This is a genomic window from Cereibacter johrii (assembly GCF_001720585.1).
Lineage (GTDB): Bacteria > Pseudomonadota > Alphaproteobacteria > Rhodobacterales > Rhodobacteraceae > Cereibacter_A > Cereibacter_A johrii.
Genome location: NZ_MABH01000122.1, coordinates 1 through 25238, shown reverse-complemented (window position 1 = coordinate 25238; position 25238 = coordinate 1). Strand labels below are relative to the sequence as shown.

The following is a 25238-nucleotide window of genomic DNA, read 5'->3' as shown; positions in this document are numbered from 1 at the left end:
TGGGTCAGGTCACGGCGCGTCGGGGCGCCATGCCACCGGTCAGTCCGGTTGTGGTCTTGGTGTCACGGAAGTCCTCCCTGCGGGCTCTCCCCAGCCCAGAGTCAAGGCAGCCCTCCTGCTGCCCTGTCCCCGATCCTATGCGAGGTTGTAATTTGGACAAATAGTCATTTTACAAATTTCGCTGCGTGGAATTGGGGGCGGGGAGCGGTTGCGCTCTGGCCCCCGTATCTCCGCTGCGCCATATCTGGGCTGTCCCGCTTCGGAGGACGCAAGGCAAAGGCCCGCTTCGCGCATGGCAGAGAGCACCGAGACACCGGACGAGGCCATCGCCCGCATGGGGTATCGCACGGCACCGAACGGCAGGCGCGCCGAGATCGGCGCGGCACGCCGGGCCAAGTCGCGCAACACGATCATGGCGGCTGCGTTCGACTGCTACGGCCGCGAGAACGGGCGCTTCGTCCGCATCGAGGACATCTGCAAGTCGGCGGGCGTGGCCCGCGGCACGTTCTACAATCACTTCGGCGATCTCGAAGCGCTGCGCTACCAGTTGCTGGAAGAGTTGACCGGCGAGTTCGACCGCGCCGTGCACCATATGTTCGGGGCGCTGGAGAATGCGGCCGAGCAGTCTGCGGTCGCCATTCGCTACTATCTGCACGCGGCTGAAAAGAACCGCGCCTGGGGCTGGGCCATGATCCATTCCTCCGCGCCGGGGCACACTTTCGGCGAGATGGTCTGGCACAACGCCCTGGTGACGATCCGGCGCGGCCTGGACGAAGGGCTGTTCCACATTCCCACGGCCGAGATCGGGCGCGACATCCTCATGGGGTCGGTGGCCTCGGCCATGGTGTCGGTCACCAGCGGCACCACAGTCAGCGACTACCCCGAGCAGATCTCGGAGCATGTGCTGATGGCCTTCGGCATGTCGCGGGCGGCCGCGCGGGATGTCTCGCGCCGCCCGCTGCCCGCTCTGCCCGCGATCGCGCATGACACCATCGTCATCGCCTCGATGCCGGCGCTGGGCGACATATCGGACTGAGCTACTCGATGACGGTCCGCGCGACGGGGTAATCCTCGGCGTTCAGCACCCACCCGTCCTTCTGCGAGAAATCCATCCGCGGCGGCGAGAAGATGTCCACGATCTGCGCCCCCTCCGACACCCAGAGCGTCGTATGGATCGCCGGCGGCGGCAGCACCGTGACCGAGGGGCTGGCGCAGCGGATATGCGCATCGGGCAGCCACTCGGCCATGTCGGGCGTCCAGGGCCATCGCAGGAAATGCTCGAAATCGCCCTCGAGCGTCAGGCTGATCTGCTCGAAGCTGGCATGGTAATGCGGAGAAACCTTCGATCGGTCCCGCGGTGCGGTGAAGCGCGGCAGGATGTTCACCATCATCGTCGTGCAGCGGAAGAGCCGTCCGAAGCGCCCCGGACTGTCGGGCACCTCGAGATCGTAGGCGCGCAGCCGAAAGCCGCCGACCGGGTCCGGCCACGGCTGGAACGGCGGGATGACCGGATTCGCGGCAACCGACGGGTTGCTGCAGGCCGCGACCAGATCGGCAGAGCGCGTGGTGTAGACAAACGCCACCTTGCCCCTGCCGTCGATCCGCACCCGACTGTCGCCGGGCGGAAGGATGAACAGGTGATTGCCGGGATGATCCGTCACCGCACCGCGGGCGGTGGCGATCGTGAAGCGGATCTCCGGATCGGTGGAGAAGACCATATATTCGTCGAGCTGCGCCGTCCTCGCGAATTCCGCCGTGCCGTCGAGTTCGACCAGCCGCAGAACCAGGTTCGTCGACCGCAGGGTCCAGGCGCGCCAGCCCGGGCCCGCATCCTGCGGCGCCGCGCCGGCGAACTGGCCGATCTCCGGAAGGCAGAAGGGGCCGGAGAAGCTCTGCTCTGCCTTGCCCGCTAGCGTCTTGCGCGGATCACTGTCGTCGAACATGGGCGTCTCCTCCTTCGGGCCTCCTCCCGGAGGTCGCACGACCGCGCGGGCGCTGCACGGGAAATGCGGCTTCGTTCCGCACCGTGGAATTCCCCCTTTCGCGGCTTGTCGTGCCGCCCTCGCATGCCTCACCGTTCCGGCAGGAGGAGATCATGACCAAGACGCTCGTCATCGTTGCGCATCCCGACATGGCCCGGAGCCGGATCAACGCCGCCTGGGCCGAGGCCCTGCGCCGCGCCGGGGACATCACCCTGCGCGATCTTTCCGCCCTCTACCCGGACGGCCGGATAGACGGCGCCGCCGAGCGCAGGCTGCTCGAGGCGCACGACCGCATCATCCTGCAGTTTCCCCTGACCTGGTATTCCTGCCCGCCGCTCCTTTCGGCCTGGCAGATCGCCATCCTGACGCGCGGCTGGGCCTACGGTCCGGGAGGCCGCGCGCTCCGGCTGAAGACCCTCGGCGTCGCCCTCTCGACCGGGTCGAACGGGCGGGATTACCAGCCCGACGGACGCTATGGCAGGACGCTCGACGAGGTCACGGTCCCCTTCGAGCTGATGGCGCGGCACACCGGGATGCACTACCTGCCGCCCTTCACCCTGACCGGCGTTCGCGAATGCGATGATGCCGCGGTCGCAGCCTCGGCCCGAGCCTATGTCGATCATGTGCGCACGGCGAGGCCGCGCATCCTCGCCTCGGGCAGGGACGACGACCGTGCCCGGACCGTCTATCCGCTTGAGGCGGGCGCCCGATAGCTCGCCCCGTTCGTGCAGGCCTCCGCTGCGGCGCGCAGGTGCGTCTTCAAGGCGGAGACATCGACCTTTGCCCTGGCGAAATAGGTGATGCCCAGCGTGCCCACGATCTTCGCGCCCATCCGCAGGGGCAGGGCGAGGGAATGGGTCTCGGGCTGGATGTTGCCCGTGCGCTCGCCGAAGCCGCTGGCCCGCGTCATGGCCACGACGGACGCCGCCCGCTCCGCGATGGCCCTGGCCTCGTCGGCAGAGCCGGCCGTCTGCTGAAGCAGGGCCACGAGATGCTGTCGCTCTTCCGTCGGGCAGAAGCCCAGATAGGCGCGGCCATGGGCATAGTCGAGCAGGGTCATGCGGCGATTGATCGTTGACTGGTAATGCGACAGCGGGCTCATGGGGATCGTGCTGAAGCGGATCACCAGCGCATCCAGGTCGAGCGTCGCCAGTGCCGTGGGCCAGAGCGTGCGCCGTGTAAGGTCCTCGGCCGCCTCGCGGGCCACATCGAAGACCTGTGGCAGACCGTGATGCCCCGCGCCGAGCGCCGCGACCTTCTCGGTCACGCAATAGCCCGCCTGCCGCCCGATCTTGCGCACATAACCGGCGGCCACCAGCGTCTCGAGCAGGCGCACCACGGTGGGTGCGGGCAGCCCGATCTGTTCCGCAAGATACTGGACCCGCACGACAGCGGCCCGGTTCATCAGTTCGAGGATCTGCAGGGTCCGCTCGACAGAACGGACGGTCTTGGGAGCGGCGGTCATGTGGCCTTCGGTTGCCAGAGTAGGAGATACTGTGCAGCCCCGGGAAGGTCCGCGTTCTGACCCGCGCCGAGGCAAGGATCATCGAAGAGGTTGCACAGGCTCTGCCCGATCGTCTCACCGAACCCGACCAGCGGCAAGGCCATCAAATACGACAAGCGACGCAACCCCCATCGAGATCATGTTCGGAAGGCTCAAGGACGGGCGCCGGGGTGCAACACGCGGCGACCCATGCCCGAAGCATACCTCTCCGCCATTGCTGGACCGGCGAGGGCCCGGCCTTCCCGAAGATCGGCGGCCGCGTGGTCTGCCGGCTCGAGGATGTTCTGACCTGCGAACAGCCCGCGCTTCGGACCGGGGCGCGGCAGGATGGCCCGGCCTTCCAGCCTCCGCGCCACAGGCATCGTCTTGCCGGCCGGGCTGTCATGGGGCCGACACGGAAATGCCCTAGCCGTGGCCCCGGTGGCACGGGATCGGGTCATGCGTGTAACGAGTCTTCTTCTGGCAGCCTCGCTGCTTGCCCCTGCCGCCGCCAGCGCGGAGACGGGCCCGCGCTGGCTCACGGCCAGCGCGGAGTTGCGGGCCGCGCCGGAGGATCCCGAACCGGCCGGAGAGATCCTCGTCGCGAGCCCTGTGACCGTGGTCGGCCCGGAACGGAATGGGCGGGTCGAGGTCATCCTGACGGGCTGGACGGATCGCGAGGGTCGCGCACTTTTCGCCACCGCGTCCCCGTCGGTGGAACTGGCCCGGGTGGAGCCGGGGCTCCTGACCCTGCGCGCGGACAGCGAAGGCGAGGGCTGGATGCGGGCGGACCTGCGGGGCTGGCTCGACACCTCGATGCTCACAGGGGATGCGCAAGCGCTCTGGCACAAGGCTTTCGCCGACTACCGCGCCCATTGCACCCGTTGCCATCCCCGCCGCGCGCCCGAGAAATACAGCGTCGAGGAATGGGCAGAGTATTTCCGCGTCATGGGCCCGCGCACCCGGCTGCCGCGCGACGAGCAGTTGCTGATCCGCGCCTATCTGCAGCGCCACGCGAGCGATGCGGCAGAGCTCGAGAGCGTCCTGCCGCCGGGCGACGTGCCCCGCTGACCGCGGGACAGCCGGTTGTCGCGGGCGATCACCTCCTGCCGCGCGGATACCAGGGCTCGGCCGCCTCGGCGAGGCCGGTCGGGTGGTCCTGATCCACCTCGCGCCAGACGGTCGCGTCCTGCGGCTCGATGGTGGCGTCGCGGCCCCTGGTGAAGCTCTGCTCGCGCACGATCTCGCGGTAGGCGGCATTCAGCGCCAGCGCCCGCTCGGGCGAGGGCAGGAGGAGGGGCGCCACATCGGCTCGGATGGCTTCGGCGCGGGCCTCGCTCAACCCGCCGTCCCCCAGCCACGCCCGGATCAGCTCCGCGTTCGAGCGGAACTCGTCGCCTGCGCCATTCGTGCGCAGGTAGTGGACATAGTCGCCCTCGCCATCGGCGCGGATCAGGTCGGGCGTGCCCGACAGGCCCTTCTGCGTCCAGTGATACCAGCCGCCGCGGAAGGCGTCGGCCCCCAGCTTGCGCGGGAAGGCCAGCGTGTCGTCGTCGTTCACGCCGATGCCGCCGTGGCAGCCCATGCAGAACACGGTCTCCTCGAAGCTCTGCGGCCGAAGCTCGCCCGCCGCATCCTCGATGAAGCCCTGAAGCCGCCAGCCGCTGCCGTTGCTGATCCCGGTCTCGGCATCGCCGAAGAAGAGCGCGATCCGGTCGGGAAAGTCGTGGCGCTCCTTGGCCTCGGCCAGCGCGCCGTCCATCCGGTCGAAATAGCTCAGCCAGCGCGTCTTCTTCATGTAGCGCAGCTCCTTCATCCGGGGCGCCATGCCGACGCCCTCGGGCCGCGGATCGAGATAGCGGACGGAATGCAGGAACTCGGTCCCGAGCGGGTAGAGCCCGGCGGCCAGTGGCGCCTCGGAAGCGGCAAGGCTGCCCGCCCGGCCGACCCAGCGCATCGTGACCCCCTGAAGCGGGGCGAAGGCGAAGGCCACGCGCACCGCCGTGCCGAGCCGGCCGTCGCGATCCAGATCCACCCCCAGCGCCGCCTCGTCGGTGGGCGCGATGGGCACGTCGGCCCGCCGGATGAGCGCCTCGGTGACGGCGAGGTTCAGCGCGTAGATCCGCCGGTCGGGACGGCCTGCCGCATCCTCGCGATAGGCGGCGGGCAGGCGGATCATCACGTCGTCGGTCGAGCCGTTGGCGGGCCAGAAGGTGCCGGGCAACGGCTGGTAGGCGAAGGCGCGCCAGCCGGACAGGTTGCCGTCCGGCGCGCGGTCGAAGCCTTCGTCGTCGAAGTCGAACCAGGCGTCGGGGACATAGCCCGACCAGCGCCCGTCGCCGTTCGCATCCCAGTCCGCCGGCGGCCGGGCGAGCTTCGCGGCCAGCGCGGGGCGCCCGTCCGGCCCGCGGTAATTGTCCTGGGCCACCCAGGCGCGCAGCTCTTCGGGGTCGGTCGCGGCGACGGCGGCGCGTCGGTCCACGAACAGGTTGCTCCAGGGGTTCTTCAGCGCCGGGGCCGGAAAGGCGAAGGACAGCTGCAGATCCTGATCGTTGATGTAATGCGGCGCGCGCGACCGGGTGTGGCAGGTCTGGCACGGGTTGTGCGCGCGGCCCGCGGCATCCTCGGTCTTGGTGTAGCACTGCGGCGGGATGTAGGCGGTCGGGTTCGAGAGCGTCGCACGAAGCAGATCGACCGCGCCCGCACTGCCGGCGAGGAGGCTGGCGGTGCCGCAGAGGATCGCGAGAAGGGGGCGCAGTCGCATCGGACTCTCCATCGGGGCCATTCAGCGGTCGGCCGGGACCGGCGCGCGGTCCCGGCACGGGAGGGGGGTGCTACGGCGCTTACTTGCCCATCGCCGGGAAGGGGCCGATGTAGCCCACATAGGCGCGGGCGTCGGCAGCGTCCGCCAGCTTGTCCTCGTCGGATTCGCCGTAGGGATGCTGCACGACCGCCGTCAGATAGCCATGGCCGCCGATGTCGGGATACCAGTAGACCGAGGTGCTTTCGGACCCGTAGGGCGTCGAGAAGATCCGCGTGAGCGTGCCGTCCCCGAGGTTCATCGCCCAGACCGCATCGTTCTGATGGCCCTCGCCGGTGTCCTCGCCGACGATCAGCGTGTCGTAGCCGGGAATGTAGGTGATGTTGTCGGGGTTCGCGATCCCGTCCACGTCGCACATGTTGCCAGCGTAGGGCGAGTCGGCGGCATAGTCGGTGGGCTTGCCCGCCACCACCGCCTTCATCGCCGTCGCGCGGAAGTCCTCTCCCAGCGGCAGTTCATAGACGGCGCCGCAGGCGTTCTTGGCCAGCCGGATGTCGTCGCGTCCGCCCCTGTCCTGCTTCGCGCCGGCCTCCATCCCCTTCGAGACCTCGGACATGGCGAGGTAGAGCTTGCCATGGTCCGGGTCGTGGGCGATGCCCTCCATCTTGCGGAACTCGGTGGTGGCGCCCAGCATCGAGGCATAGCGGCGCGTCTCCAGCCGCGAGGCCACGGCCTCCATCCCCGGCCTGACCTTCAGGCATTCCGCCCGGTCCTCGGCGTTCGACGACAGGAACCCTTCGGGGCAGGTGCCGTCCTCGGCCATCGCGGCGGTCTCGAAGATGTCCGAGAACTTCACGCCCTTCTCGATGGCGGTCCGGATCGTCGCATTGTCGGCATGGCCGAGGTCGATCCAGTCCAGCGTCGCGGCACCCGCGCCCTCGTCCGAGGTCTGCACCCATTTCGCGGCGTAAAGCGTGCCCGCCGAGAGGTCGCCCTCGCGGTCGGCCACGAACATGAAGAGGCCCACGTTGGTGCCGTCGTCCGAGATATAGGCGGTCTTGCGGTCCGGCATCACCTTGGCGAGTTCCACCGCCACGCGGCCCATCGCGAAATGCTTGGTGGCCTTGGCCGTGCCGTCCTCGGCCACCGTCACCTCGTTCGGGAAGCCGTAGCGGTAGGGATTGTAGGCCTCCCGGAACTGCTCGAGCGTCATGGTCGCGGGATCCACGCCTTCGTAACGCACCATCGGGAAATCGTAGTCGTCGATCTGCTCGAGAGCGGTCGCCTCCTCGATCTCGCGCGCATCGGCCGGATATTCCTCGGATCCCAGATGCGTCTCCCACGGCGTGACAGAGCCCGCGCAGGGCACCCAGACCCCGCCGAATTCCGAGAAATCCACCGGCTTCGTCGAGACGGGCGTCAGCTTGCCGGAGGCGTCTTGCTTCAGTTCGCTGACATACATCGCGCCCGGCCGGGATTCGAAATGCGTCACCGAGAAGAGCTTGCCGCCCACGCGCAGGAGCGAGGTGAAGTCGGCGTCGACCGAGACATGTTCCGAGCCGTCCTCGGATCTCACCACCTGTCCGTGGCGGTCGGTGAGGGCCGCAAAGACGGCATCGCCGATCCGGTCGCCCGAGCGGGCGAGCGTGGTGAAGCCGATCGCATGTTCCTTGCCGTCGATGGTGACGCGCTCTGACGCCAGAACCGCACGCTTGGCCGCATCGTCGGCGGCGAAGGGCACGGGGGCGAAGGCGATCTCGCCGGCCTGGGCGAGGATGGGGGCGGCTATCAGGGCGCTGGCTGCGAGAAGCTGGCTGCGCAGGGTCATGGAGGTCTCCTGTCCCGGTTGATGTCGCGCTGGCCTTACACCCGCTTCTGCATCATCGATGTGACAGGAACCGGGCGAGGCGACGCGCCGGGGGCCGGCGCGGCCAGCCTCAGGCGGCGGCCGGAAGGGGGACGGCCGCGGGAGGATCCGATGCGAGGCAACGCCCGTCCCGCGCGGAAGCCGGACGCTCGGGCGCGGGCGACGTCGCCTCCACCGTGCGGAAGAAGCCGATGATGCGCCTGAGCATCGCGGCATTGGTGGCCAGGGTCCGCGCCGTGGCCGACACCTCTTCCGAGGCCTCGGTCGTCGAGCGGGCGGCAGCATCGATCCGGCGCACGAAGTCGCTCATCTGCGCGGCGCCCTGCGACATTTCGTCGTTGGCGGCCGAAATGGCGGAGAAGCTGTCGGCCGCTGCCTCGATTTCGGGCACGAGCGCGCGCAGACGCCGGTTCGCATCCTCGGCCGTCGCCACCGATTGCCCGGCAAGGCGCGTGATCTCTTCGGCCGCGCGCTGGCTCCGCTCGGCGAGCGTCCGCACCTCGGTCGCGACCACCGCGAACCCCCGGCCCTGCTCGCCGGCCCGTGCCGCCTCCACCGCGGCGTTCAGGGCGAGAAGATCGGTCTGGCGCGCGATTTCCTGCACGAGCGCCACCCGCTCGGCGATGGACCGCATCACTTTGGCGGTCGCGGCCACCGCCTCGCCGCTTTCGACCGCGGCGGCGGCGGTGCCGCGTGCCGTCCGCTCGGTCGTCCGCGCATCCTCGGCCGTCCGGGCGATGGTGGCCACCATCTGCTCCATGGCGGCCGCGGCCTTCTGCGTCGCCCCCGCCTGATCCTCGGCGGTTTCACTGAGGCTTCCCGAGGTCTCCGCCATCCGGGCCGATCCCGCAGCGATGGTTCCCATGTTGTCCGAGACCTCCTCGGCGACGCCGCGCAGGTTCGTGACCATGCGGTTCAGGTTCTCGAGCAGGTCGTCGATCTCGTGGCGGCCGGAGCAGGGCACGGTCCGGCTCAGGTCGCCATCCGCCACGCGGCGGCTCAGCGAGACCGCCGTGCCCAGCCCGCGCGAGATCGTCGAGAGGATCCAGAGCGCCGCCAGCCCCCCGGTGAGCGCCGCGACAAGGCCCGTCAGCAGGATCATCCGGGCCGAGGCGCGGAAGCCCTCCTCCGACCGCGCGGTGGCCGCGGCCATCTCCTTGCGCTCGGCCGCGATGGCCGCCGCAAGCAGCGCCTCCATCCTGTCGGCTGCGGCATCGCCCTCTCCGACGAGCAGGGCGCCGGCCTTCGATGCGCTGCCGAAGAGCAGCACCTCCATCACCTTGCCGTTGACCCGTTCGATCTCGTTCTTCAGCTGGACATAGTCCTCGAGCATGGCGCGCCGGCCGTCGTCCGCGCTTTCCGAGGCCTTCGCGACCAAGGCCTCCTGCTCGGCGCGTAGCGCCTTGAGCCGGGCCTTGATCTCGCGCCGCTGCGCCTTGTCCTCGATCAGAAGGTAATTCCGGATCAGCGTCTGGATCTTCTGCTGGATCCAGGCCAGATCCTCGGCCTGCACCAGATGTTCCACATTCCGCGACACAACCTGCGCGTTCTGCGCGTTCATCCGCCGCATCTCGACGAGCGCGAGCCCGCCGGTGCCGGCAACGAAGGCCACGAGCAGCAGGAAGGTGATCGAAAGCCGGGTCTTCAGGGTCAGGCGCATGTCATGTCTCGGTAACGGGGGGCGAGGAGCGACCGCAGGTTCTCCCTTGCGGTAGACGATGGCGGATGTCCGTTCCACCACGGGTTCGGCGCAAGTTTATGTGACGCTTCCACGAGTTAACGATCTCCTGCCGTCAGATCGGCGATGGCGACAGGCAGGCCTCTCCGCCGCGCATCGGCCTTGGTCGCGGTCAGGCGCGCGGTGATGTCCAGCGTGCCCTGCGGCCGGTCCGCCGCGCCGATCCGCAGCATCGCGACGGTGCAGGACATCAGCGGGAACTGCCGCGGCGAGCCGTCGCGGGCCCGCCCCGACATGAAGCCCGCCGCGCGATCGGCCTCGTCGTAGAGGCTCTCCGCAACGTGGCGGAAGCGGGCGCCGATCGTGCTCAGGATCTTCTGCGCCTGAGCGCTGGCGTTGCCCTCGGCGCCGATGAAGAAATCGTCTCCGCCGATGTGGCCGACGAAGAGACCGTGATCGCGCTCGAGCGATTTCAGGATGGTCGCCAGCATCATCAGCGCCCGGTCGCCGACCTCGAAACCGTACTTGTCGTTGAAGGGCTTGAAGTTGTCGATGTCGAGATAGGCGGCAAGCCGCGGGGCGCCCGGCTCGGCCACGCAGCGCTCGAGAAATCCGCGGATCGCGTCATTGCCCGGAAGATGGGTCAGCGGGTTCTGGGCTGCAGCCTGTCGCAGGCGGATCGCGTTCGACAGGCGAAGAAGCGAGGTGGACGACAGGAAGCCGCGGTAGCGCAGCCCGCTGGTGACCACGACCCCATCGCCCGCGCGCTCGGCGATCAGTTCGAGCCGCGGCGCGAGCGGCATCGTGCATTCCACCGTCGCGATCGGCCGCGCATAGTCCATGACGCGCAACCGCAGCGACGTGTTGCAGGCAAGGTCCCGGCCGTAGCGCGAGTGAAGCAGCGCCTTGAAGTCCCTTTCGCGCACGGCACCGACCGGGATGCCCCGGCGGTCGATCACCGGAAAGACAGTCTGGGCCGGGTTGGCGGCCGCCAGATCGAACAGATCCCGCAGCGAATCCTCGCAGGACAGCACGGCCACCTCCTCGAGAAGGCGGCTCATCACCTGATCCTCGGGATGCGGAGCCGACAGGGCAAGCGCCTCGATCCTCGGCGAGAGGTCGGTGCTGACCGTGGCCGGATCCGTCGAGGGACGGCCGATCAGGAAGCCTTGGATCAGGTCGCAGCCCACGTCGCGGCAGCAGGCAAGTTCCTCCGGCGTCTCGATCCCCTCGGCGATGACGCGGCTTCCCAGCGTGTGCGCCAGATCGACGATGGTGCTGACCAGCCGCCGCTTCTTCGGGTCATCCGGCATCGAGCCGATGAAGAACCTGTCGATCTTCAGGAAATCCGGGCTCGTCTGATAGAGCATCTGGAGCCCGGAGGTGCCGTTGCCGAAGTCGTCCAGCGCGATCTGGAAGCCGGTCCTGCGGAAGGTGTCGACGGCCCGTTCCAGCTCGTCCAGCGGAAGGGGCTGGTGGGCCTCGGACAGTTCGATGCAGATGTCGAACGGATGCAGGCCGCCCAGCTCGCAGCCTGTCCGAAGAAAGTCGCTGATCGCCCGCCAATGCGGAAGGTTGCGCCCGTCGAGGTTGACGAACAGCAGCGGTCGCTCGGCCGCAGGCACGCGGGCATGGATGGCGAGGGCCTTGCCCAGAAGCAGCAGGTCGAGGTCGAGCAGCTGGTCGAGCGAGAAGGCATGATCCAGCAGGGCATTGGGGCTGGCAAAGCCCATGTCGGCGAACCCTCGCATCAGGGCCTCGGCCGCGATGGGCTTGCCCGAGGCAGCGTCGACGATCGGTTGCAGCGCGATCGAAAGCCGGGCTTCGGCTTCCTCCAGGGCGCGCCGCCTGCCGAAATCCTTCAACCACACGGTGTCGATCATCATGTCTGCATCATTCCCACGGCGTGCGTCATGACGAGCCGTGGGCGAGGGAGGGATCCGCAGCCGGGTCCGACCGCCGCAGGAGACGGCGTGGTTCTGTCCGTTCCGGTGGGACGCGGCCGGTTTCTTCCGGGATGGCGGGCCGCTGCCTGGCCCGGTCTGTTCTGGCGCATTCGCGAAAGGCTCTGTGCGAAGGGACGAGACGGGCAGGGCGCTGCGCCTCGGATGCGCACGCCTAAGCAGCGAACATGACGCTCTGATGACGGAACGGCGGTGAAGACGAAGGATATCCCCGGCATTCGAAAGTCGAGAGCAGCGGGCACCGCGTCCCTCCCTTGCTGACCTCTCCCGGCGCGGCCTGTCCTTCGAGGGGCCATCCCGCTCCGTCGCTCGCGTCGCCCGCTTCGGATCGGTCGGCAGGTCCAGCTTCATCTCCGCGGAGCGCCATGGGCTTGCATGGGTAGCACGGATTGTATATGCAATGAATATACAGAAGGGGATAAGGCACATGGGCAAAGGGAAGAAGGAAAAGTCGGGCAAGAAGGGCAGCCAGCTCGTCATCCGGGTCGACAAGGGCGAGCGGGATGCGTTCGTCGCGCTCTGCAACAGCCTCGATACGAGTGCGGCGCGGGAACTGCGTCGGTTCATGCGGGCTTTTGTCGCCTCTCACAACACCGATGCCGCGCCCGCGGCGGAGCCGGCGTCACCCGCTCCTGAGGTTCCGGCTGCCGACAATACAAGCAGCACGCCGGCGCAGGAGGCAAGCGCATCGGAGGCCGCCGACACTGCCGCAGGCAAGGCCAAGGACGCGACGCCGCAGGAAGGAGCCGCCTGAGCCCCGGATCGGCGAGGTTGCAGGTCCGGCCGACCTCCTCTTGCCCGAAACGGGTGAAGGGAGGAGCGGTCGGCCGAGACCGGACAGCCCTCGTCCCGGGAAGCGCCGCAGGTACGCTTTCATGAAGACCATGGCTGCGCGCCGGCGCCGGTGAGGTTGTCCTCCGAACGTCACAAGAAGTCCTGCGAGGGCGGTGGTGCCGGATAGAGCCGTGGGCTCCGGCGCCTCCTCGTCCTGCCGTCAGGCAGGGCAGACCTGAGACATCCGGCAGTGTCCCGGCTGGCTCGCTGGTCGCGCAGTCCAGAGCCGATCTTGCTGTGCTCCAAGCGGCGTGCCGGGCATCGAGGCAGCATCGAGGCAGATGATCGGCACCTGTCGCGCCGTCAGCGCGTTCCAGAGCCAGACGGCCTGCCACTCGGTCCGTCTCGCGAGACAGGCCACCGTTCGCCCCCGCTCTTGTGGATCTGGCCCGCGTCCCTTCGGCCCGGGGGCGCGGTCGCATGTCGCAGGGGCGGGGCCGCCCTGCGGCGACGGTTGCCGCTGCCCGGCGCGTATCAGCGGGAACAGACCGCCCGGGCTTCGGCCGGGCGGCGGAACCCGCCCTCCGGGGCGCCAGCACGGCAGGAGCCAGCCATGTCCTCTCTACTCGGACGCTACGCCACCCCCTTCATCACCGGCCTGTTCATCGTCTCTCTCGTCTCGGGACTGGCGCTCTTCCTGCATGTGGGGCCGTCGGGCTTCCATGCCATGCACGAGTGGCTCAGCCTGCTCCTGATCGTGCCGTTCGTCCTGCATCTCTGGAAGAACTGGCGGAGCCTGACCACCTATTTCAAGCGCGCGCCCATGGCGATCGCGCTCGTCCTGTCGCTGGCCATGGCTGCCCCGTTCCTGCTTCTGTCCGGGCCGGCCGGGCGCGGGGGACCGCCGCCCTTCGCCTTCTCGCACCGCATCCTCGAGAATCCGGCCGCCGATGTGGCGCCGCTGCTTGGCGTGACGCCCGACGAGCTGACGGCGCGGCTCGGGGCTGCCGGGATCGCGGTGGCAGACGCCGATGAGCCGCTGTCGGATGCCATCCGGGCCTCGGGCAAGCCGGAAATGGCCGCCATCGCGGCGCTCGTCGGGCCCTGAGCGGCCCTCACGCCCCGCAGTGCCAGAAACCGCGGTAGCCGACGGTCGGGCCCTGATCCAGCGCGAAGATGAGCTCGGCATTGGCCCGCAGGCCGCCCTCGTCGCCGAGCCTGCGCACGCGCATGGAGACGCCGGGGGTGGCGTAGGCCTGTCCTTCGGTCGCGGCCAGCTTCTCGAGCGGCACGAGGATGCCGTTGAGCTTCATCACCCCCGCCGTTTCCGCGGTCCACAGGATCGGATCCGAGGCTGCGGTCCGGCGGAAGGTACAGTCCTCCTCGCCGGGCAGCACGCCCACCGCCTCGGGGCGCGGCACCGGCGCCGGATCGAGCTCGGCGATCCGCACGGTCGAAAGGGCCTCTGCCAGATCGCCCACATGCGCGGGCGGATCGCTGTAGATGCTCTCCACCGTGCGTCCGGCCGCCACCTCGGCCACCAGATAGCGCATTTCGGCGATCTCGCGCTGCTGTGCGTCGATGATGTCCTGGGCCAGCTTCCGCACCCTCGGGTCGCGCATGTCCGCGCGCTCGGACGTCAGGATGGCGATGGAATGGTGCGGGATCATCGCGCGCATGTAGCTCTGCCCGTCGACGGTGCTCTGGCTGCGGACCAGCCAGAGCGACAGTGCGAAGAGGATGGCGGAGCCTGCGAGGATCGCGATGTTCAGGGCGCGGTTGCGATACATGCCCCACATGAAGCCCAGCATGATGATCGCCATGGCCGCGCCCATGAGCAGCGTCATGTAGGCGCGCGTCTCGGAAAGGAACACATGCTCGAGCGCGTAGGTGTTGAGATACATCAGCCCGAACATGACCAGCATCGAGGTCAGGATCATCAGGCCGAAGCGGATGTAGGACATGGGCTTTCCCCCGAGAGCGGCCCGGCAGACCGGGGCACGCGCTGCATCGGCCACGGCAACCCGCGGCATCCGCGGGGGTTCCCTGCCGCGCTCCGGCGTCCGGCCCGGGGGAAGGCGCGGACGCCGGAGACCGCCTCTCAGACGAGCAGCCCCGGGTCGAGCGGCGTGACGGTCAGATCCACCCAGTAGTTCGCATCGTTGAAGCTCTGTTCGGGGAAGAGCCCGGTGCTGCCGACGTGGAAGACGCCGTTCGCCACGGGGCCGCCGGGCGCGGTCAGATGGCCGCCGGGCCCGATCCAGTCCGTGTCGAAGAAGCCGCCGCTGAAGGCGTAGTTCTGCGTCGTGCCATAGGAGATCACATAGGTCTGGCCCGCCTGGATCTGGAAGGGCGTGTCGAGCGTCCCCGTCTGCCAGCCGGTCTGGCCGGGCGCCGATGTCACCGTGACCGTGGCGAGCTTGGTGCCGGTCGCGCTCCAGAGGTTGAGCGTGCGCACATCGGTGTCCTGCGCATCGGCCGCGCCCCGGAAGTAGCGGAGGCTGGTGACGAGCCCCGCTTCGTTCGAGACGAACTTCGTTCCGAGCTCGTAGTCGTCGCTGTCGAAGGTCACGATCTGGTCCGGCCCGGCGGCCGCCCCGAACAGGTTCCAGACGGTGCCGCCCGGCTCGGCCGCATCGGTCACGTTCACGGTCAGACCCTGCGACGTGGCCGGGCTCATCCCGTCCGACACCGAGACCGTCACCTGATAGGCATTGTTGCCATCGGCATCCGTCGGCGCCTCGTAATCGGGGGCGGTCAGGAAGGTGAGAAGGCCCGTGTTCGGATCGATCGCGAACTTCGCGGCATCCGCTCCGCCGGCGATGGCGAAGACGAAGCTGTCGCCATCGGCATCCGCCGCCGAAAGATCGACCGCGACGGTCTGGTTCTCGGGGGCCGAGACGGTGGCGGCGCTGGTGAAGGTGGGCGCGCTGTTGGTCGTGCCGTTGCTGCCCGGCTCGAAGACCACATCCACCCAGTAGTTCGTGTTCAGATAGCTCGAGGTCGGGAAGATCCCGGTCCCGCCGGCGTGGTAGACCCCGTTGCCCGTCCCGCCGAGGCCGGTCAGGGCGCCGTCGGCGCCGACACGGTTCGACGTGAAGTAATTCTGCGTCGCGACATAGTTCTGCGTCGTGCCGTAGGAGACCACATAGGTCTGGCCCGCCTCGATCTGGATGGGCGCGGCAAGCGTGCCGGTCTGCCATCCGGACTGGCCCGCCCCCGAAGTCACCTCGACCGAGGCGAGCAGGACACCCGTCGCACTCCACAGATGGAGGGTGCGCGTGTCCGTGTCGCCGGCATCGGCGGCGCCCCGGAAATAGCGCAGGCTCGTGATCTCGCCGCTGCTCGAGGCCTGGAACCGCATCCCGAGCTCATAGTCGGTCGGGTCGTCGGTGATCGTGGCGGCGGGAGCATCCGTCGGGCCGAAGAGAAGCGACGGATGGAGGGACTCATCGACCAGGTCGGTGAGGGTCACCGAAAAGTCGCGCGTGGCGACCTCTCCGGTCAGGTCCGTGGCCGTCACGCGGAACTGGAAGATGTTGTTGCCATCCGCGTCGGTGGGCAGCTCGTGATTGGCGGGGAAGCGGAAATGCAGCGCCCCCGTCTTCGCGTCGATGCTGAACAGACCGGCATCCGCCCCGCCGGCGATGGCGTAGCTGATCGGCTGGCCCTGCGGGTCGGTGGCGGCGACCGTGCCCACATAAAGGTCGTTCTCGGCCACCGAGAAGGCCGAGGGCCCGGCGAAGACCGGCAAGCCGGTTCCCGCCGGTTGCGGGGCGAAGGTGATGTCCACCCAGTAGCTCGTCCCCTGATAGCTCGTGCTGGGGAAGATGTTCGAGCCGAGAGCGAACACGCCGCCGGTGCCCGCCCCGGCGCTCAAGATGCCGTAGGGATCGACATAGGCGGTCGAGAAGAAGCCGCTCGTGCCGACGTAATTGTCCTGCGTCGTGTAGGAGACGACATAGCTCTGCCCCGCCGCCAGCGTGATCGGCGATGACAGCTCCGCCGTCTGCCAGCCCGTCTGACCCGGTGTCGAGACGAAGGTCACGGTCGCCAGCAGCGTGCCGTCCGCGCGCCACAGATGCCCGGTCCGCGTATCCGTGTCGGTCGCATCCGAGGCCGCGCGGTAATAGCGCAGCTCGGTGACCGAGCCCGTCTGCAGCGCCGTGAAGCGCGTCCCCAGCTCCAGCGCCATGTTGTCGTTGTGGGACTGGCCGTTGAAGGTCACGAACGGGTCGAAGAGGCTCACCTCGGGGGGCACCACGGGCGCGGTGATCTCGACGGTCTCGCGGTCGAGCGTCACCGCCACCGGCAGGTTCAGGGTATCGTCGAAGGCACGCACCCGGATGTCGAAGACCCCCTGGCGGGTCGGCGTCCAGCTGAAGCTCCAGTTCGTCGTGCCCTGCGCGGCCGTCCAGGTCGTGCCGCCGTCGAGAGAAACCTCGACCAGCGCCACCCGGCCGTCCTGGGTCAGCGGATTGCCGTCGTCGTCGGTGGCGGTGCCGGTGATCGTGACGGTCTCGAGCGCGGGCAGCGTGTCGGGCAGGTCGTTGATGAGGGCCGTCGCGGGGGCCGCGTCGGCCGAGGCCAGCGCGCGCAGGAGCCCCTGCGAGGCCAGCACCGCATCGGCCACGCCGGGCTGGATGCCCATGTCGGCGAACATGTTCACGACGAACTGCTGCAGGTCGCGGTTCTCGATCTGCGCGTTGTAGGGCTCGCCGTCGTGCAGGTTGCTGAGCGCCCAGGTCCAGAACACCGTGCCGGCCCCGAAGACGAGCGCGCCGCTCTCGGCGCGGTAGAGAGAGAGATTGTGCGTGGCGATGCCCGGCGCGGTGGTGTTGCCCTGATCGGTCAGGATCGCGCCCCAGGGAATGGTCGTCTCGGACAGATGCACCAGCCCGGCCGGCCGGTTGTAGTCGTCGGGCGAGGTGTTCCATTCGTAGCCGAGGAGGCCCGGAGCGATATCGAGCGCGCCGCCATTCGCGATGGTGGTGTCGCGCCACACCCGGAGCTGCGCATATTCGCCGGTCACATCCAGCGCGCCGCCGAATTCGCCGGTGCCGTCGGGCCCGAACAGCTGGCCGGTGAGCGAGTTCTCGGCGCAGTTGCAGGTCGGGCACTGGCCCGAGAGGAAGTCGTCGGGCAGGCCGCCTCCCGCCAGCGGGTTGCCGTGGAAGCGGGTGTCGCGCCAGGTGCCGGTCCAGATGTCGGTCGGATCGAGGTTGTAATAGTCTTCCGGCCCCGCCGTCGGGTCGGCGACCGCCGTCGTCTCCTTGTAGCAGACGAGGGTGCGGTAATCGACGCCGTCGATCGCGCTCGCCTCGTAGCGCGTCTTCCAGTAGACGTCGTTGCCGCCCCAGAAGAGCAGGTTCACGCCGTCGTCGCGGGCCTCCTCGACATTCGCCCTCTGGCCGCCCGACCAGTACTCGTCGTGCCCGACCGAGATGAAGGCCTGATATTTCTTCAGATAGTCGGCGCCGAGCCGGTCGGTATCCACGCCCGACATGTAGGAGACGTCGTAGCCGTTCTTCTCCAGCCAGTAGATCGCCGCATAATCGGCGCCGAACAGGTAATCCTGCGCCCCGGCCGCGACCCCGCCCTGTTGGCCGTCGAGGCCGCGCGTGATGAGCGGGCGGTTGTAGCTGACCGCATAGGCCCGGTCGGGCTCGTAGGAGCTGGCGCCGGGGATGTCCGGATGGTCGATCGTGCCGCTGACGTCGCCATAGAGGTTGGCGCCGATCTGGCCGTTGTTGCCGCCCCAGCCATTGTAGGCCTGCCACGTCGTGTCCGACGTCTGGAGCACGATGTCCGAGGCACGGTCATCCTCGCGCAGGATGAAGGGGATCTGGTTGACCTCGCCCGCGATCGGGTTGCCCGAGGCATCGAGCCGCTGGACGCGCGCGATATAGACCCCGGACACCGCATCGGTCGGCGTGAGCCAGCTGTCGGTCACCGACCAGTTGCCCGCATCCACCAGCCCGAGCGTCGGATTGTAGGTCGCCTGATCCTGCACCTTGGCGTCGGTATTGACCCATTCGGCCACCTTCCGCGCGCCCTCTCCGCCGTAATAGCCGAGCCGGAAGACCTCGACCTTGTAGTCGCTGCCCGCCTCGTCGTTGACGTTGATCTTGAAGTCGATCCGCTGGCCGGCATTCACGCTGATGTCGGTGGCGAACCCTTCGATGAAGGTCGAATGCTCGACATCCCAGTAGGACTTCGGCATCACCCCGTCGGTCCGGGCGTTCTCGACGACGATCGCATTGTCTGTCATGTCCGTAGATCCCTGAACAAATACCGCGCAACAGCTCGATCCGGCGCTCGGGGCGCGCCGGCTGCCCTGTTCCGATCCGCTAGTCCCGCCCGGCTTCCTGAACCGCGAGCCCCGTCCGCGCCGCGGCCGGCATGGCCGGCGGGCGCATCGGGGTGCTCCGCAGCAGGCAGGCGTCGATCAGCGGGTAGATCCGGCCGTAGTCCATCTCGCGGGTGCCGATGAACACGAGCTCCTGACGCCGGTCGCCGTAGGGCGGGCGCCAGTGCCGCGCGATGCGCTCGATCACGCGCTGATCGGCCGGCCAGTCGCTGCGGGGCGTGGCGGCCCACCAGCGGCCGCTCTGCGCGATGGTGCGCAGGCTGCCCGCCTGGCTGAACTGGAGCACCCTGTCGGGGTGATCGGCCGTCCAGAAATGCCCCTTCGCCCGGATCACGCCCGGCAGGTCGCCCGTCAGCACCTCCCGGATGCGCTTGCCGTCGAACGGCGCCCGCGCGCGAAAGCAGAAGGAGGTGATGCCATATTCCTGATCCTCGGGCTTGTGGGCCGCGAAGCCGTAAAGCTCCTGCAGCCAGCGCGGATGGCTGCGCGCACGGGCCGGATCGAAGAGGCCGGTGTCGAGGATCTCGCGCGGGTCGACCTCGCTCTGTTCGGTCTCGATCAGCTTGGCGTCGGGATTGAGCGCCCGCACGATGCGCCGCGCCGCCGCGGTGCGCTCGGGGCCCGCCGTGCGGGTCTTGTTGAGGATCACGATGTCGGCGAATTCGATCTGGTCCACCAGCAGTTCGACCAGCGTGCGCTGGTCGTCCGTGCCGCGGACCTCGCCGCGGTCCCGCAGCAGGTCGCGGCTCAGGTAATCCTGCGTGAGATTGACCGCATCGACCACCGTGACCATCGCATCGAGCCGCGCCACGTCGCTCAGGCTCGATTCGGCGCCGTCGCAGAATTCGAAGGTGGCGGCGATGGGCAGCGGCTCGGAGATGCCGGTCGCCTCGATCAGCAGGTAGTCGAAGCGCCCCTCGAGCGCCAGACGGCGCACCTCGCGCAGCAGATCGTCGCGCAGCGTGCAGCAGATGCAGCCGTTCGACATCTCGACCAGCTCTTCCTCGGTGTGGCTGAGCGAGGCGCCGCCCGAGGCCACGAGCTCGGCGTCGATGCAGATCTCGGACATGTCGTTCACGATCACGGCCACGCGCAGGCCGCTGCGGTTGCGCAGCAGGTGGTTGAGCAGGGTCGTCTTTCCCGCACCCAGAAAGCCCGAGAGGATCGCGGTGGGCAGTCTGCCGGAACGGGCGGGATCGGAACTCATACGTCAGGTCCTTTTCGTGGCTTGCGCGCCTTCGGACCATCCGACGGCCGCGATTGCCGCTTCTTCGGGTCGCACGCTCGAAGGCGCGCGCAGGATGCAACAAGGCTCAGGGATCAGCAGAAACAGGTGCTTCGCCCGCCCGGACATGCCGGGTCGGCGGGTTCGATTGGGTGCCGTCCGGGATCTGCGGGCGGGGGGCGCGTCAGGATCCGGTCCGGGCAGGGGCCCGTGGCGGATCCTTTTGCGTCATCCCCCAGGCATGGGCCGCAGGGCCCGGAGTCGCCGCAGGAGAGGGAGTGGCGGACGGAAAAAGATTGTCACGCGGACCCGATGGGATCGAAAATCGCCATGATAATGTAAAAACGCCTCCCTCGGATTCCCGCTCTGATGAATTTCGCGCCGGAGCACCCGATCGCGCAAGTCGGACCTTGTGACGGCCAGACCATATGATCGGGGGAAGGGGGGTAAGTCTTTCGGAGCCACCCCGAAGGGAATCGCCCGATCCGTCCGGCCGCGGTCGCTTCTTCATCCGATCGGGCGATAAGCGCGGCCGCGCGCCCGCCATAGGCTTGGCGCTTTCGCTGCCGCCCCGCACGGGCGGCCCGTGAGCGAGCCTCCGGGCCGGGCGTTCCGGCTCATGCGGCCGATGAGGCGGGCCGCTGCGGCAGCCCTCGATGCGGATGCGCAGGCGCGGGGATGCGCCGAAAGGACAGGAAAGGCGGGGCATGACCCGCCCCCTTCGAGAGGCTTCGACGGAACGGAGGATCCCCTGTCCCCCCCTTGCCGAAAAGGCCAGAGACGCAAGGAATTCGGAGTAGATCCGCGCCGGACGCTCGTCGTTTGTTCAAGTTCCGCGAAATTACCGAAGTGGCATACGATCCCGGGCATCGAGTTGTTTGGTGTCATTTTGAGGTCAGAGAATGTCCCTCGCGGAATGCGTTTCGAAGGCCTGTTCATTCACCGGCGAATGCCTTTCCGTTCGCTGCCACCGGGGCGCTGACCGGGGTCCGGAAGCATGAATGCCAATCTTTCGCCACTCGGCACCGCGCCTGCGGGCGGCGCGCTGGGCGATCTGTCCGGCTTCGAGCCGGTGCCGCAGGGACCGGCTGCGGGACGGACGGAGGCGCTGTCGCGCCGCAAGCTCGTCTCGGGGGCCACGCTCCTGCTTTTCGACGCGGCGCCGCTGGTCGCGGTGGCGCAGGGCCTGAGCTGGGCCGGACCGCCTTTCGCGCCCGATGCGGCCTTTGCGCCCCTGCTCCTGCAGGCCGTGCTGGTTCAGATCGCCCTCAAGGCGCTCGGCGGCCTCTATCCCGGCTATGGCCTGCATTCCGATGCGGCGCTCCGCCGGTCGGTGCAGGCCTGGGGCGGGGGGGCGCTCGTTGCCGTCTCGAGCGGCTGGCTCCTGATGGAGGCGAGCGCCGGCACCCTTGCCGAGGTGCTGGCGGCCTTCCTGCTCGTCCAGTTCATGCAGCTCTGCACCGGGCGGCTCGGCCGGGCGCTGCTCGAGCGGCTGGGCCTCTGGGGCCTGCCCGTGCGCGTGACCGGATGCCCCGAACGCGCGGCGGCGCTCGAGCGGTTCCTCGGGGAGAATCGGCGATACGGGCTTTTGCCGGTGCGGCGCGCCGACGAGGCGCAGGTGGTGCTCTGGGCCGACGATGCCCTGCCGCCGCCCGAGAGCCTCGATCAGCTGCGCCAGCGTCATGCCGAGGTCATGCTCGTCTCCGACCTGCCGAAGCTGCAGCTCTCGGGGTTGCAGCCCGCCGATCACGGCGGCTCGCTCGGCCTGCGGCTGTGCCGGCCCTCGGACGGCCCGTCGGTCCGCCTGCTCAAGCGGGCGCTTGACCTCGCGCTGGCCCTGCCGGCCGCGGTGGTGGTCCTGCCGGTCGTGCTGGCCGCGGCCCTCGCGATCCGTTTCATCGATCCGGGCCCCGCCTTCTACATCCAGCCGCGCGAGGGGCGGGACGGCCGCAAGATCCCGATGCTGAAGCTGCGCACGATGTATCGCGAGTCGGAGCGGATGCTTCAGGATCTGCTCGAACGCGATCCGGCGGCGCGCGCGGAATGGCAGACCAACTTCAAGCTGCGCAAGGATCCGCGGATCCTGCCGTTCGTCGGCCGCTTCCTGCGGGTGTCGAGCCTCGACGAGCTGCCGCAACTGCTCAACATCATCCGCGGCGAGATGAGCGTGGTCGGGCCGCGGCCCTTTCCCGACTATCACCTCGCGGCGATGCGCCCCGATTTCCGGCTGCGCCGTGCCTCGGTGGTGCCGGGCCTGACCGGCCTGTGGCAGATCTCCGAGCGCAGCGAGGCCGATGTCGCGCTGCAGGAGCAGATCGACGGGTACTATCTCGACAATCGGTCCTTCTGGTTCGACCTGTCGATCATTTTCAGCACGTTCAGAGCCGTCTTCCGGGGGCGGGGCGCCTATTGAGCCCCGCTTCAGGACCGACGCGATCTTCAAGGAGGATTCATTCCGATGCATGAACACAAGCGCATTCTGGTGACGGGCGGTCTCGGCTTTCTCGGCTCCTTCCTGTGCGAGAGCCTGCTTGCCGACGGCCACGAGGTCATCTGCGTCGACAGCTTCCAGACCGGCTCCCGCGAAAACGTGGCCCACCTCCGGGACCATCCCAGCTTCGAGATCATGCGCCACGACGTGACCGTGCCGCTGCATGTCGAGGCCGACGAGATCTTCAACCTCGCCTGCCCGGCCTCGCCGATCCATTACCAGGTCGATCCTGTGAAGACGGTGAAGACCAGCGTCATGGGGGCGATCAACCTGCTCGACCTCGCGCGGCGCACCAAGTCGAAGATCTTCCAGGCCTCGACCTCCGAGGTCTATGGCGATCCGAAGGTCCATCCCCAGCCCGAAGGCTACTGGGGCCATGTGAATCCGAACGGCCCGCGCTCCTGCTACGACGAGGGCAAGCGCTGCGCCGAGACCCTGTTCTTCGACTATCACCGCCAATATGGCGTGAACATCCGCATCGCCCGGATCTTCAACACCTACGGGCCGCGGATGCATCCGAACGACGGACGGGTGGTCTCGAACTTCATCGTCCAGGCGCTGACCGGCAAGCCGATCACGATCTACGGCGACGGCACGCAGACCCGCTCCTTCTGCTATGTCACCGACCTGATCCGGGGCTTCCGCGCCCTGATGGATGCGCCGGACGGGATCGAGCTGCCGGTGAACCTCGGCAACCCGGGCGAGTTCACCATGCTCGAGCTGGCGACGCTGGTGATCGAGCTGACCGGCTCGCGCTCCAGGGGCGTGCATCTGCCGCTGCCGAAGGACGATCCCACGCAGCGCAAGCCCGACATCACCCGCGCCACCGAGACGCTGGGCTGGAAGCCCGAGATCCCGCTGTTCGAGGGCCTGCAGCGCACGATCGCGCATTTCGACCAGCTGCTGAGCCGGACGCAGAAACGCGCCGTCCCCGAGATGTCGATGGCGATGGTCGCGAACGGTCACGCCCGCAACGGCGCCTCCGAGGCGCTGCGCTGAGGCTCGGCCCGCCGGAGGGGCGCGGCCTCTCCGGCGGGTCGCGGCGGGGGCGTTTCGGCAGCATCGGCCCGGCCCGCGCGCGGCGCGGAAGGGGCTTCGGGGATGGACGATGGATCTGGCAACCACCTCAATCGGCACGTCCGGGCGCAAGCCGCGGCTTCTGTTCTTCCAGTGGGACCACAGCCCGAATGCGGGCCTGTCGGCGCACATGATCAAGCACATGAACGACCATGTGCTCTGCCTCTCGACGCAGTTCGAGGTGATCGTGGTGAACCGCGACTGCGACTATCGCGCCGCCTGCGACCGCTACCGCCCCGACATGGCCCTCTTCGAGAGCGGCTTTCAGACCTTCGTCTCGCGCCGCCCGCAGATCTCGAACGTGCGCGGCTGCGACGACATCCCCAAGGCCATCCTGCACAATGCCGACAGCTGGTCGGACTGCCGGTCGGGCCTTCTGTCGGACATGGATGGCTGGGGGATCGACACGATCTTCGCCATCGCCACCACCGCCGCCGAATACATGCCCACGGTGAAGGAGAAGCTCTTCGTCTGGCCGAACTTCATCAACCCCGCGATCTTCCGCGACTACGGGATCGAGAAGACGGTGCCGGTGATGCTGTCGGGCAAGGCGCACGAGCAATATCCCTGGCGTCAGCAGGTCTTCCCGCTGATCTCGCGCATGATCCCCTGCCTCGTGCTGCCCGCCTTCGACGATTGCAGCGGGCTCGCCCATCGCACCCTGTCGGGCGAGGGCTATGCGCGGGCGCTGAATGCCAGCCGCCTGTCGCTCACCTGCGGGACGATGGCGCGCGAGGTGGTACGCAAGCATTTCGAGATCCCCGGCGCGCGGGCCTGCCTCGTCTGCGAGGAATCGGACGGGCTGAAGGACGCGGGCTTCCGGCACATGGAGAATTGCGCCTTCGCCGATGCGGGCAATGTGCTCGATGTGGTGGACAGCCTCCTCGGCGACCCCGAGCGGCTGGAGCGGATCACGCAGGCGGGCTACGACCTCGTCCAGTCGCGCCACACGCTCGCGCACCGGCCGCAGATCCGCCAGTGGCTCGAGCTGCAGGGCCGCAGGGCCCCGGGCGAAGAGATCGCGCAGCTCGGGCCCTTCGGCGATCTGGTGCTGCGGCCCGCGCCGCGCCCGGCCGAGACCCTCACCCCCACGGCCCGCAGCCTCGATCGGGCCGTGCTGCGCGAGGCCTCCGAAGCTCTGGCCGCCGACGACCTCGTGCGCGCGCGCGCGGGCTACGAGCAGGCGCTGCGCTATGTGCGCTACCTGCCCGAGGCGCATTTCGGCCTCGGTCTCTGCGACCTGATGGAGGGCCATGCCGCGGCGGGCGCGCGGCGCTTCGCAGGCCTCGTCGAGGCGGCGACGGTGGATTACGGCGCGGCCGATCCCGATCCGGTGGACTGGGCCTGGTTCCTGCTGGCGCTGGCCGCCTCGGGGCAGCCCCGGCGCGCGCGGGCGCTGGCGGATTTCTATCCGCAGCTCGCGCATCGCGAACTGCGCCGGGCGCGGGCGGTGCTCGACCGGCTCTGCGGCGGCGCCCTGCCCGAACCGGCGGAGCTGGACCGTATCCTGCCAACCGACCGGCCGAGCGTGCAGGATCTGCCGCCCGAGCCCTTCGCCCTCTGGCG

General features: G+C 68.7%; 17 protein-coding genes. 8 read left to right on the top strand and 9 right to left on the bottom strand.

What is annotated here, in order from left to right:
* Window positions 1-292: 292 nt before the first annotated feature.
* Window positions 293-1036 carry a TetR/AcrR family transcriptional regulator gene (locus A9O63_RS09690; protein ID WP_069331747.1) on the top strand — a complete coding sequence of 248 codons (744 nt, stop codon included), beginning with the start codon at window positions 293-295 and terminating at the stop codon, window positions 1034-1036.
* Between the two features lies 1 nt (window position 1037).
* Here A9O63_RS09690 and A9O63_RS09685 read toward each other — a convergent pair whose 3' ends face one another.
* Complete coding sequence (locus A9O63_RS09685) at window positions 1038-1943, bottom strand: cupin domain-containing protein (protein ID WP_069331746.1); 906 nt, start codon at window positions 1941-1943, stop codon at window positions 1038-1040.
* Between the two features lie 152 nt (window positions 1944-2095).
* Between A9O63_RS09685 and A9O63_RS09680 the strand changes: the two genes are divergently transcribed.
* On the top strand, window positions 2096-2695 hold the full coding sequence (locus A9O63_RS09680; protein ID WP_069331745.1) for an NAD(P)H-dependent oxidoreductase: 600 nt from the start codon (window positions 2096-2098) through the stop codon (window positions 2693-2695).
* Here A9O63_RS09680 and A9O63_RS09675 read toward each other — a convergent pair.
* The gene (locus A9O63_RS09675) at window positions 2668-3447 is read right to left on the bottom strand and encodes a DNA-binding transcriptional regulator (RefSeq protein ID WP_069331744.1); all 780 of its coding nucleotides are present in this window, start codon (window positions 3445-3447) and stop codon (window positions 2668-2670) included. The genes A9O63_RS09680 and A9O63_RS09675 overlap by 28 nt on opposite strands.
* Window positions 3448-3924: 477 nt before the next feature.
* On the opposite strand from A9O63_RS09675, the gene A9O63_RS09670 reads away from it, so the two are divergent.
* A complete protein-coding gene (locus A9O63_RS09670) occupies window positions 3925-4536 on the top strand; it encodes a hypothetical protein (protein WP_069331743.1) in 612 nt (203 codons plus the stop codon).
* Between the two features lie 28 nt (window positions 4537-4564).
* Here the strand turns inward: A9O63_RS09670 and A9O63_RS09665 are convergent, their stop codons facing one another.
* The 4 genes from A9O63_RS09665 to A9O63_RS09650 form a co-directional block, all read right to left on the bottom strand.
* Window positions 4565-6229, bottom strand: a complete 1665-nt coding sequence (locus A9O63_RS09665) for a hypothetical protein (RefSeq protein WP_108223517.1) — start codon at window positions 6227-6229, stop codon at window positions 4565-4567.
* A 79-nt stretch (window positions 6230-6308) separates the two neighbouring features.
* Window positions 6309-8054, bottom strand: coding sequence for a PhoX family protein (locus A9O63_RS09660; protein WP_069331741.1), 1746 nt, complete (start codon window positions 8052-8054; stop codon window positions 6309-6311).
* Window positions 8055-8163: 109 nt separating this feature from the next.
* On the bottom strand, window positions 8164-9753 hold the full coding sequence (locus tag A9O63_RS23630) for a methyl-accepting chemotaxis protein (RefSeq protein ID WP_069331740.1): 1590 nt from the start codon (window positions 9751-9753) through the stop codon (window positions 8164-8166).
* A 116-nt stretch (window positions 9754-9869) separates the two neighbouring features.
* The gene (locus A9O63_RS09650; RefSeq protein ID WP_069331739.1) at window positions 9870-11657 is read right to left on the bottom strand and encodes an EAL domain-containing protein; all 1788 of its coding nucleotides are present in this window, start codon (window positions 11655-11657) and stop codon (window positions 9870-9872) included.
* A 505-nt stretch (window positions 11658-12162) separates the two neighbouring features.
* Between A9O63_RS09650 and A9O63_RS09645 the strand changes: the two genes are divergently transcribed.
* Both A9O63_RS09645 and A9O63_RS09640 read left to right on the top strand, forming a co-directional pair.
* On the top strand, window positions 12163-12489 hold the full coding sequence (locus A9O63_RS09645; RefSeq protein WP_069331738.1) for a hypothetical protein: 327 nt from the start codon (window positions 12163-12165) through the stop codon (window positions 12487-12489).
* A gap of 633 nt (window positions 12490-13122) precedes the next feature.
* On the top strand, window positions 13123-13617 hold the full coding sequence (locus A9O63_RS09640; RefSeq protein ID WP_069331737.1) for a DUF4405 domain-containing protein: 495 nt from the start codon (window positions 13123-13125) through the stop codon (window positions 13615-13617).
* 7 nt (window positions 13618-13624) lie between these two features.
* On the opposite strand, the gene A9O63_RS09635 is transcribed toward A9O63_RS09640, so the two are convergent.
* The 3 genes from A9O63_RS09635 to A9O63_RS09625 form a co-directional block, all read right to left on the bottom strand.
* A complete protein-coding gene (locus A9O63_RS09635; RefSeq protein ID WP_069331736.1) occupies window positions 13625-14473 on the bottom strand; it encodes a DUF305 domain-containing protein in 849 nt (282 codons plus the stop codon).
* Window positions 14474-14610: 137 nt separating this feature from the next.
* Window positions 14611-18780: a DUF4082 domain-containing protein gene (locus A9O63_RS09630; RefSeq protein WP_069331735.1), complete on the bottom strand. Its 4170-nt coding sequence runs from the start codon at window positions 18778-18780 to the stop codon at window positions 14611-14613.
* A gap of 79 nt (window positions 18781-18859) precedes the next feature.
* Complete coding sequence (locus A9O63_RS09625) at window positions 18860-20086, bottom strand: GTP-binding protein (protein WP_069331734.1); 1227 nt, start codon at window positions 20084-20086, stop codon at window positions 18860-18862.
* A 1015-nt stretch (window positions 20087-21101) separates the two neighbouring features.
* Between A9O63_RS09625 and A9O63_RS09620 the strand changes: the two genes are divergently transcribed.
* The 3 genes from A9O63_RS09620 to A9O63_RS09610 all read left to right on the top strand — a co-directional run.
* A complete protein-coding gene (locus A9O63_RS09620; protein ID WP_069331733.1) occupies window positions 21102-22517 on the top strand; it encodes a sugar transferase in 1416 nt (471 codons plus the stop codon).
* Window positions 22518-22562: 45 nt separating this feature from the next.
* A complete protein-coding gene (locus A9O63_RS09615) occupies window positions 22563-23594 on the top strand; it encodes a UDP-glucuronic acid decarboxylase family protein (protein WP_069331732.1) in 1032 nt (343 codons plus the stop codon).
* A 109-nt stretch (window positions 23595-23703) separates the two neighbouring features.
* The coding region (locus A9O63_RS09610) for a glycosyltransferase family protein (protein WP_069331731.1) at window positions 23704-25238 on the top strand (1535 nt) is incomplete at its 3' end.

What these genes read in the sequence shown, in the direction of transcription:
- A9O63_RS09630 (WP_069331735.1), bottom strand. Translation starts at nt 18,780, where the DNA reads ATGACAGACAATGCGATCGTCGTCGAGAACGCCCGGACCGACGGGGTG.
- A9O63_RS23630 (WP_069331740.1), bottom strand. Translation starts at nt 9,753, where the DNA reads ATGCGCCTGACCCTGAAGACCCGGCTTTCGATCACCTTCCTGCTGCTC.
- A9O63_RS09670 (WP_069331743.1), top strand. Translation starts at nt 3,925, where the DNA reads ATGCGTGTAACGAGTCTTCTTCTGGCAGCCTCGCTGCTTGCCCCTGCC.
- A9O63_RS09665 (WP_108223517.1), bottom strand. Translation starts at nt 6,229, where the DNA reads ATGCGACTGCGCCCCCTTCTCGCGATCCTCTGCGGCACCGCCAGCCTC.
- A9O63_RS09635 (WP_069331736.1), bottom strand. Translation starts at nt 14,473, where the DNA reads ATGTCCTACATCCGCTTCGGCCTGATGATCCTGACCTCGATGCTGGTC.
- A9O63_RS09690 (WP_069331747.1), top strand. Translation starts at nt 293, where the DNA reads ATGGCAGAGAGCACCGAGACACCGGACGAGGCCATCGCCCGCATGGGG.
- A9O63_RS09620 (WP_069331733.1), top strand. Translation starts at nt 21,102, where the DNA reads ATGAATGCCAATCTTTCGCCACTCGGCACCGCGCCTGCGGGCGGCGCG.
- A9O63_RS09660 (WP_069331741.1), bottom strand. Translation starts at nt 8,054, where the DNA reads ATGACCCTGCGCAGCCAGCTTCTCGCAGCCAGCGCCCTGATAGCCGCC.
- A9O63_RS09650 (WP_069331739.1), bottom strand. Translation starts at nt 11,657, where the DNA reads ATGATGATCGACACCGTGTGGTTGAAGGATTTCGGCAGGCGGCGCGCC.
- A9O63_RS09615 (WP_069331732.1), top strand. Translation starts at nt 22,563, where the DNA reads ATGCATGAACACAAGCGCATTCTGGTGACGGGCGGTCTCGGCTTTCTC.
- A9O63_RS09685 (WP_069331746.1), bottom strand. Translation starts at nt 1,943, where the DNA reads ATGTTCGACGACAGTGATCCGCGCAAGACGCTAGCGGGCAAGGCAGAG.
- A9O63_RS09675 (WP_069331744.1), bottom strand. Translation starts at nt 3,447, where the DNA reads ATGACCGCCGCTCCCAAGACCGTCCGTTCTGTCGAGCGGACCCTGCAG.
- A9O63_RS09640 (WP_069331737.1), top strand. Translation starts at nt 13,123, where the DNA reads ATGTCCTCTCTACTCGGACGCTACGCCACCCCCTTCATCACCGGCCTG.
- A9O63_RS09645 (WP_069331738.1), top strand. Translation starts at nt 12,163, where the DNA reads ATGGGCAAAGGGAAGAAGGAAAAGTCGGGCAAGAAGGGCAGCCAGCTC.
- A9O63_RS09680 (WP_069331745.1), top strand. Translation starts at nt 2,096, where the DNA reads ATGACCAAGACGCTCGTCATCGTTGCGCATCCCGACATGGCCCGGAGC.
- A9O63_RS09625 (WP_069331734.1), bottom strand. Translation starts at nt 20,086, where the DNA reads ATGAGTTCCGATCCCGCCCGTTCCGGCAGACTGCCCACCGCGATCCTC.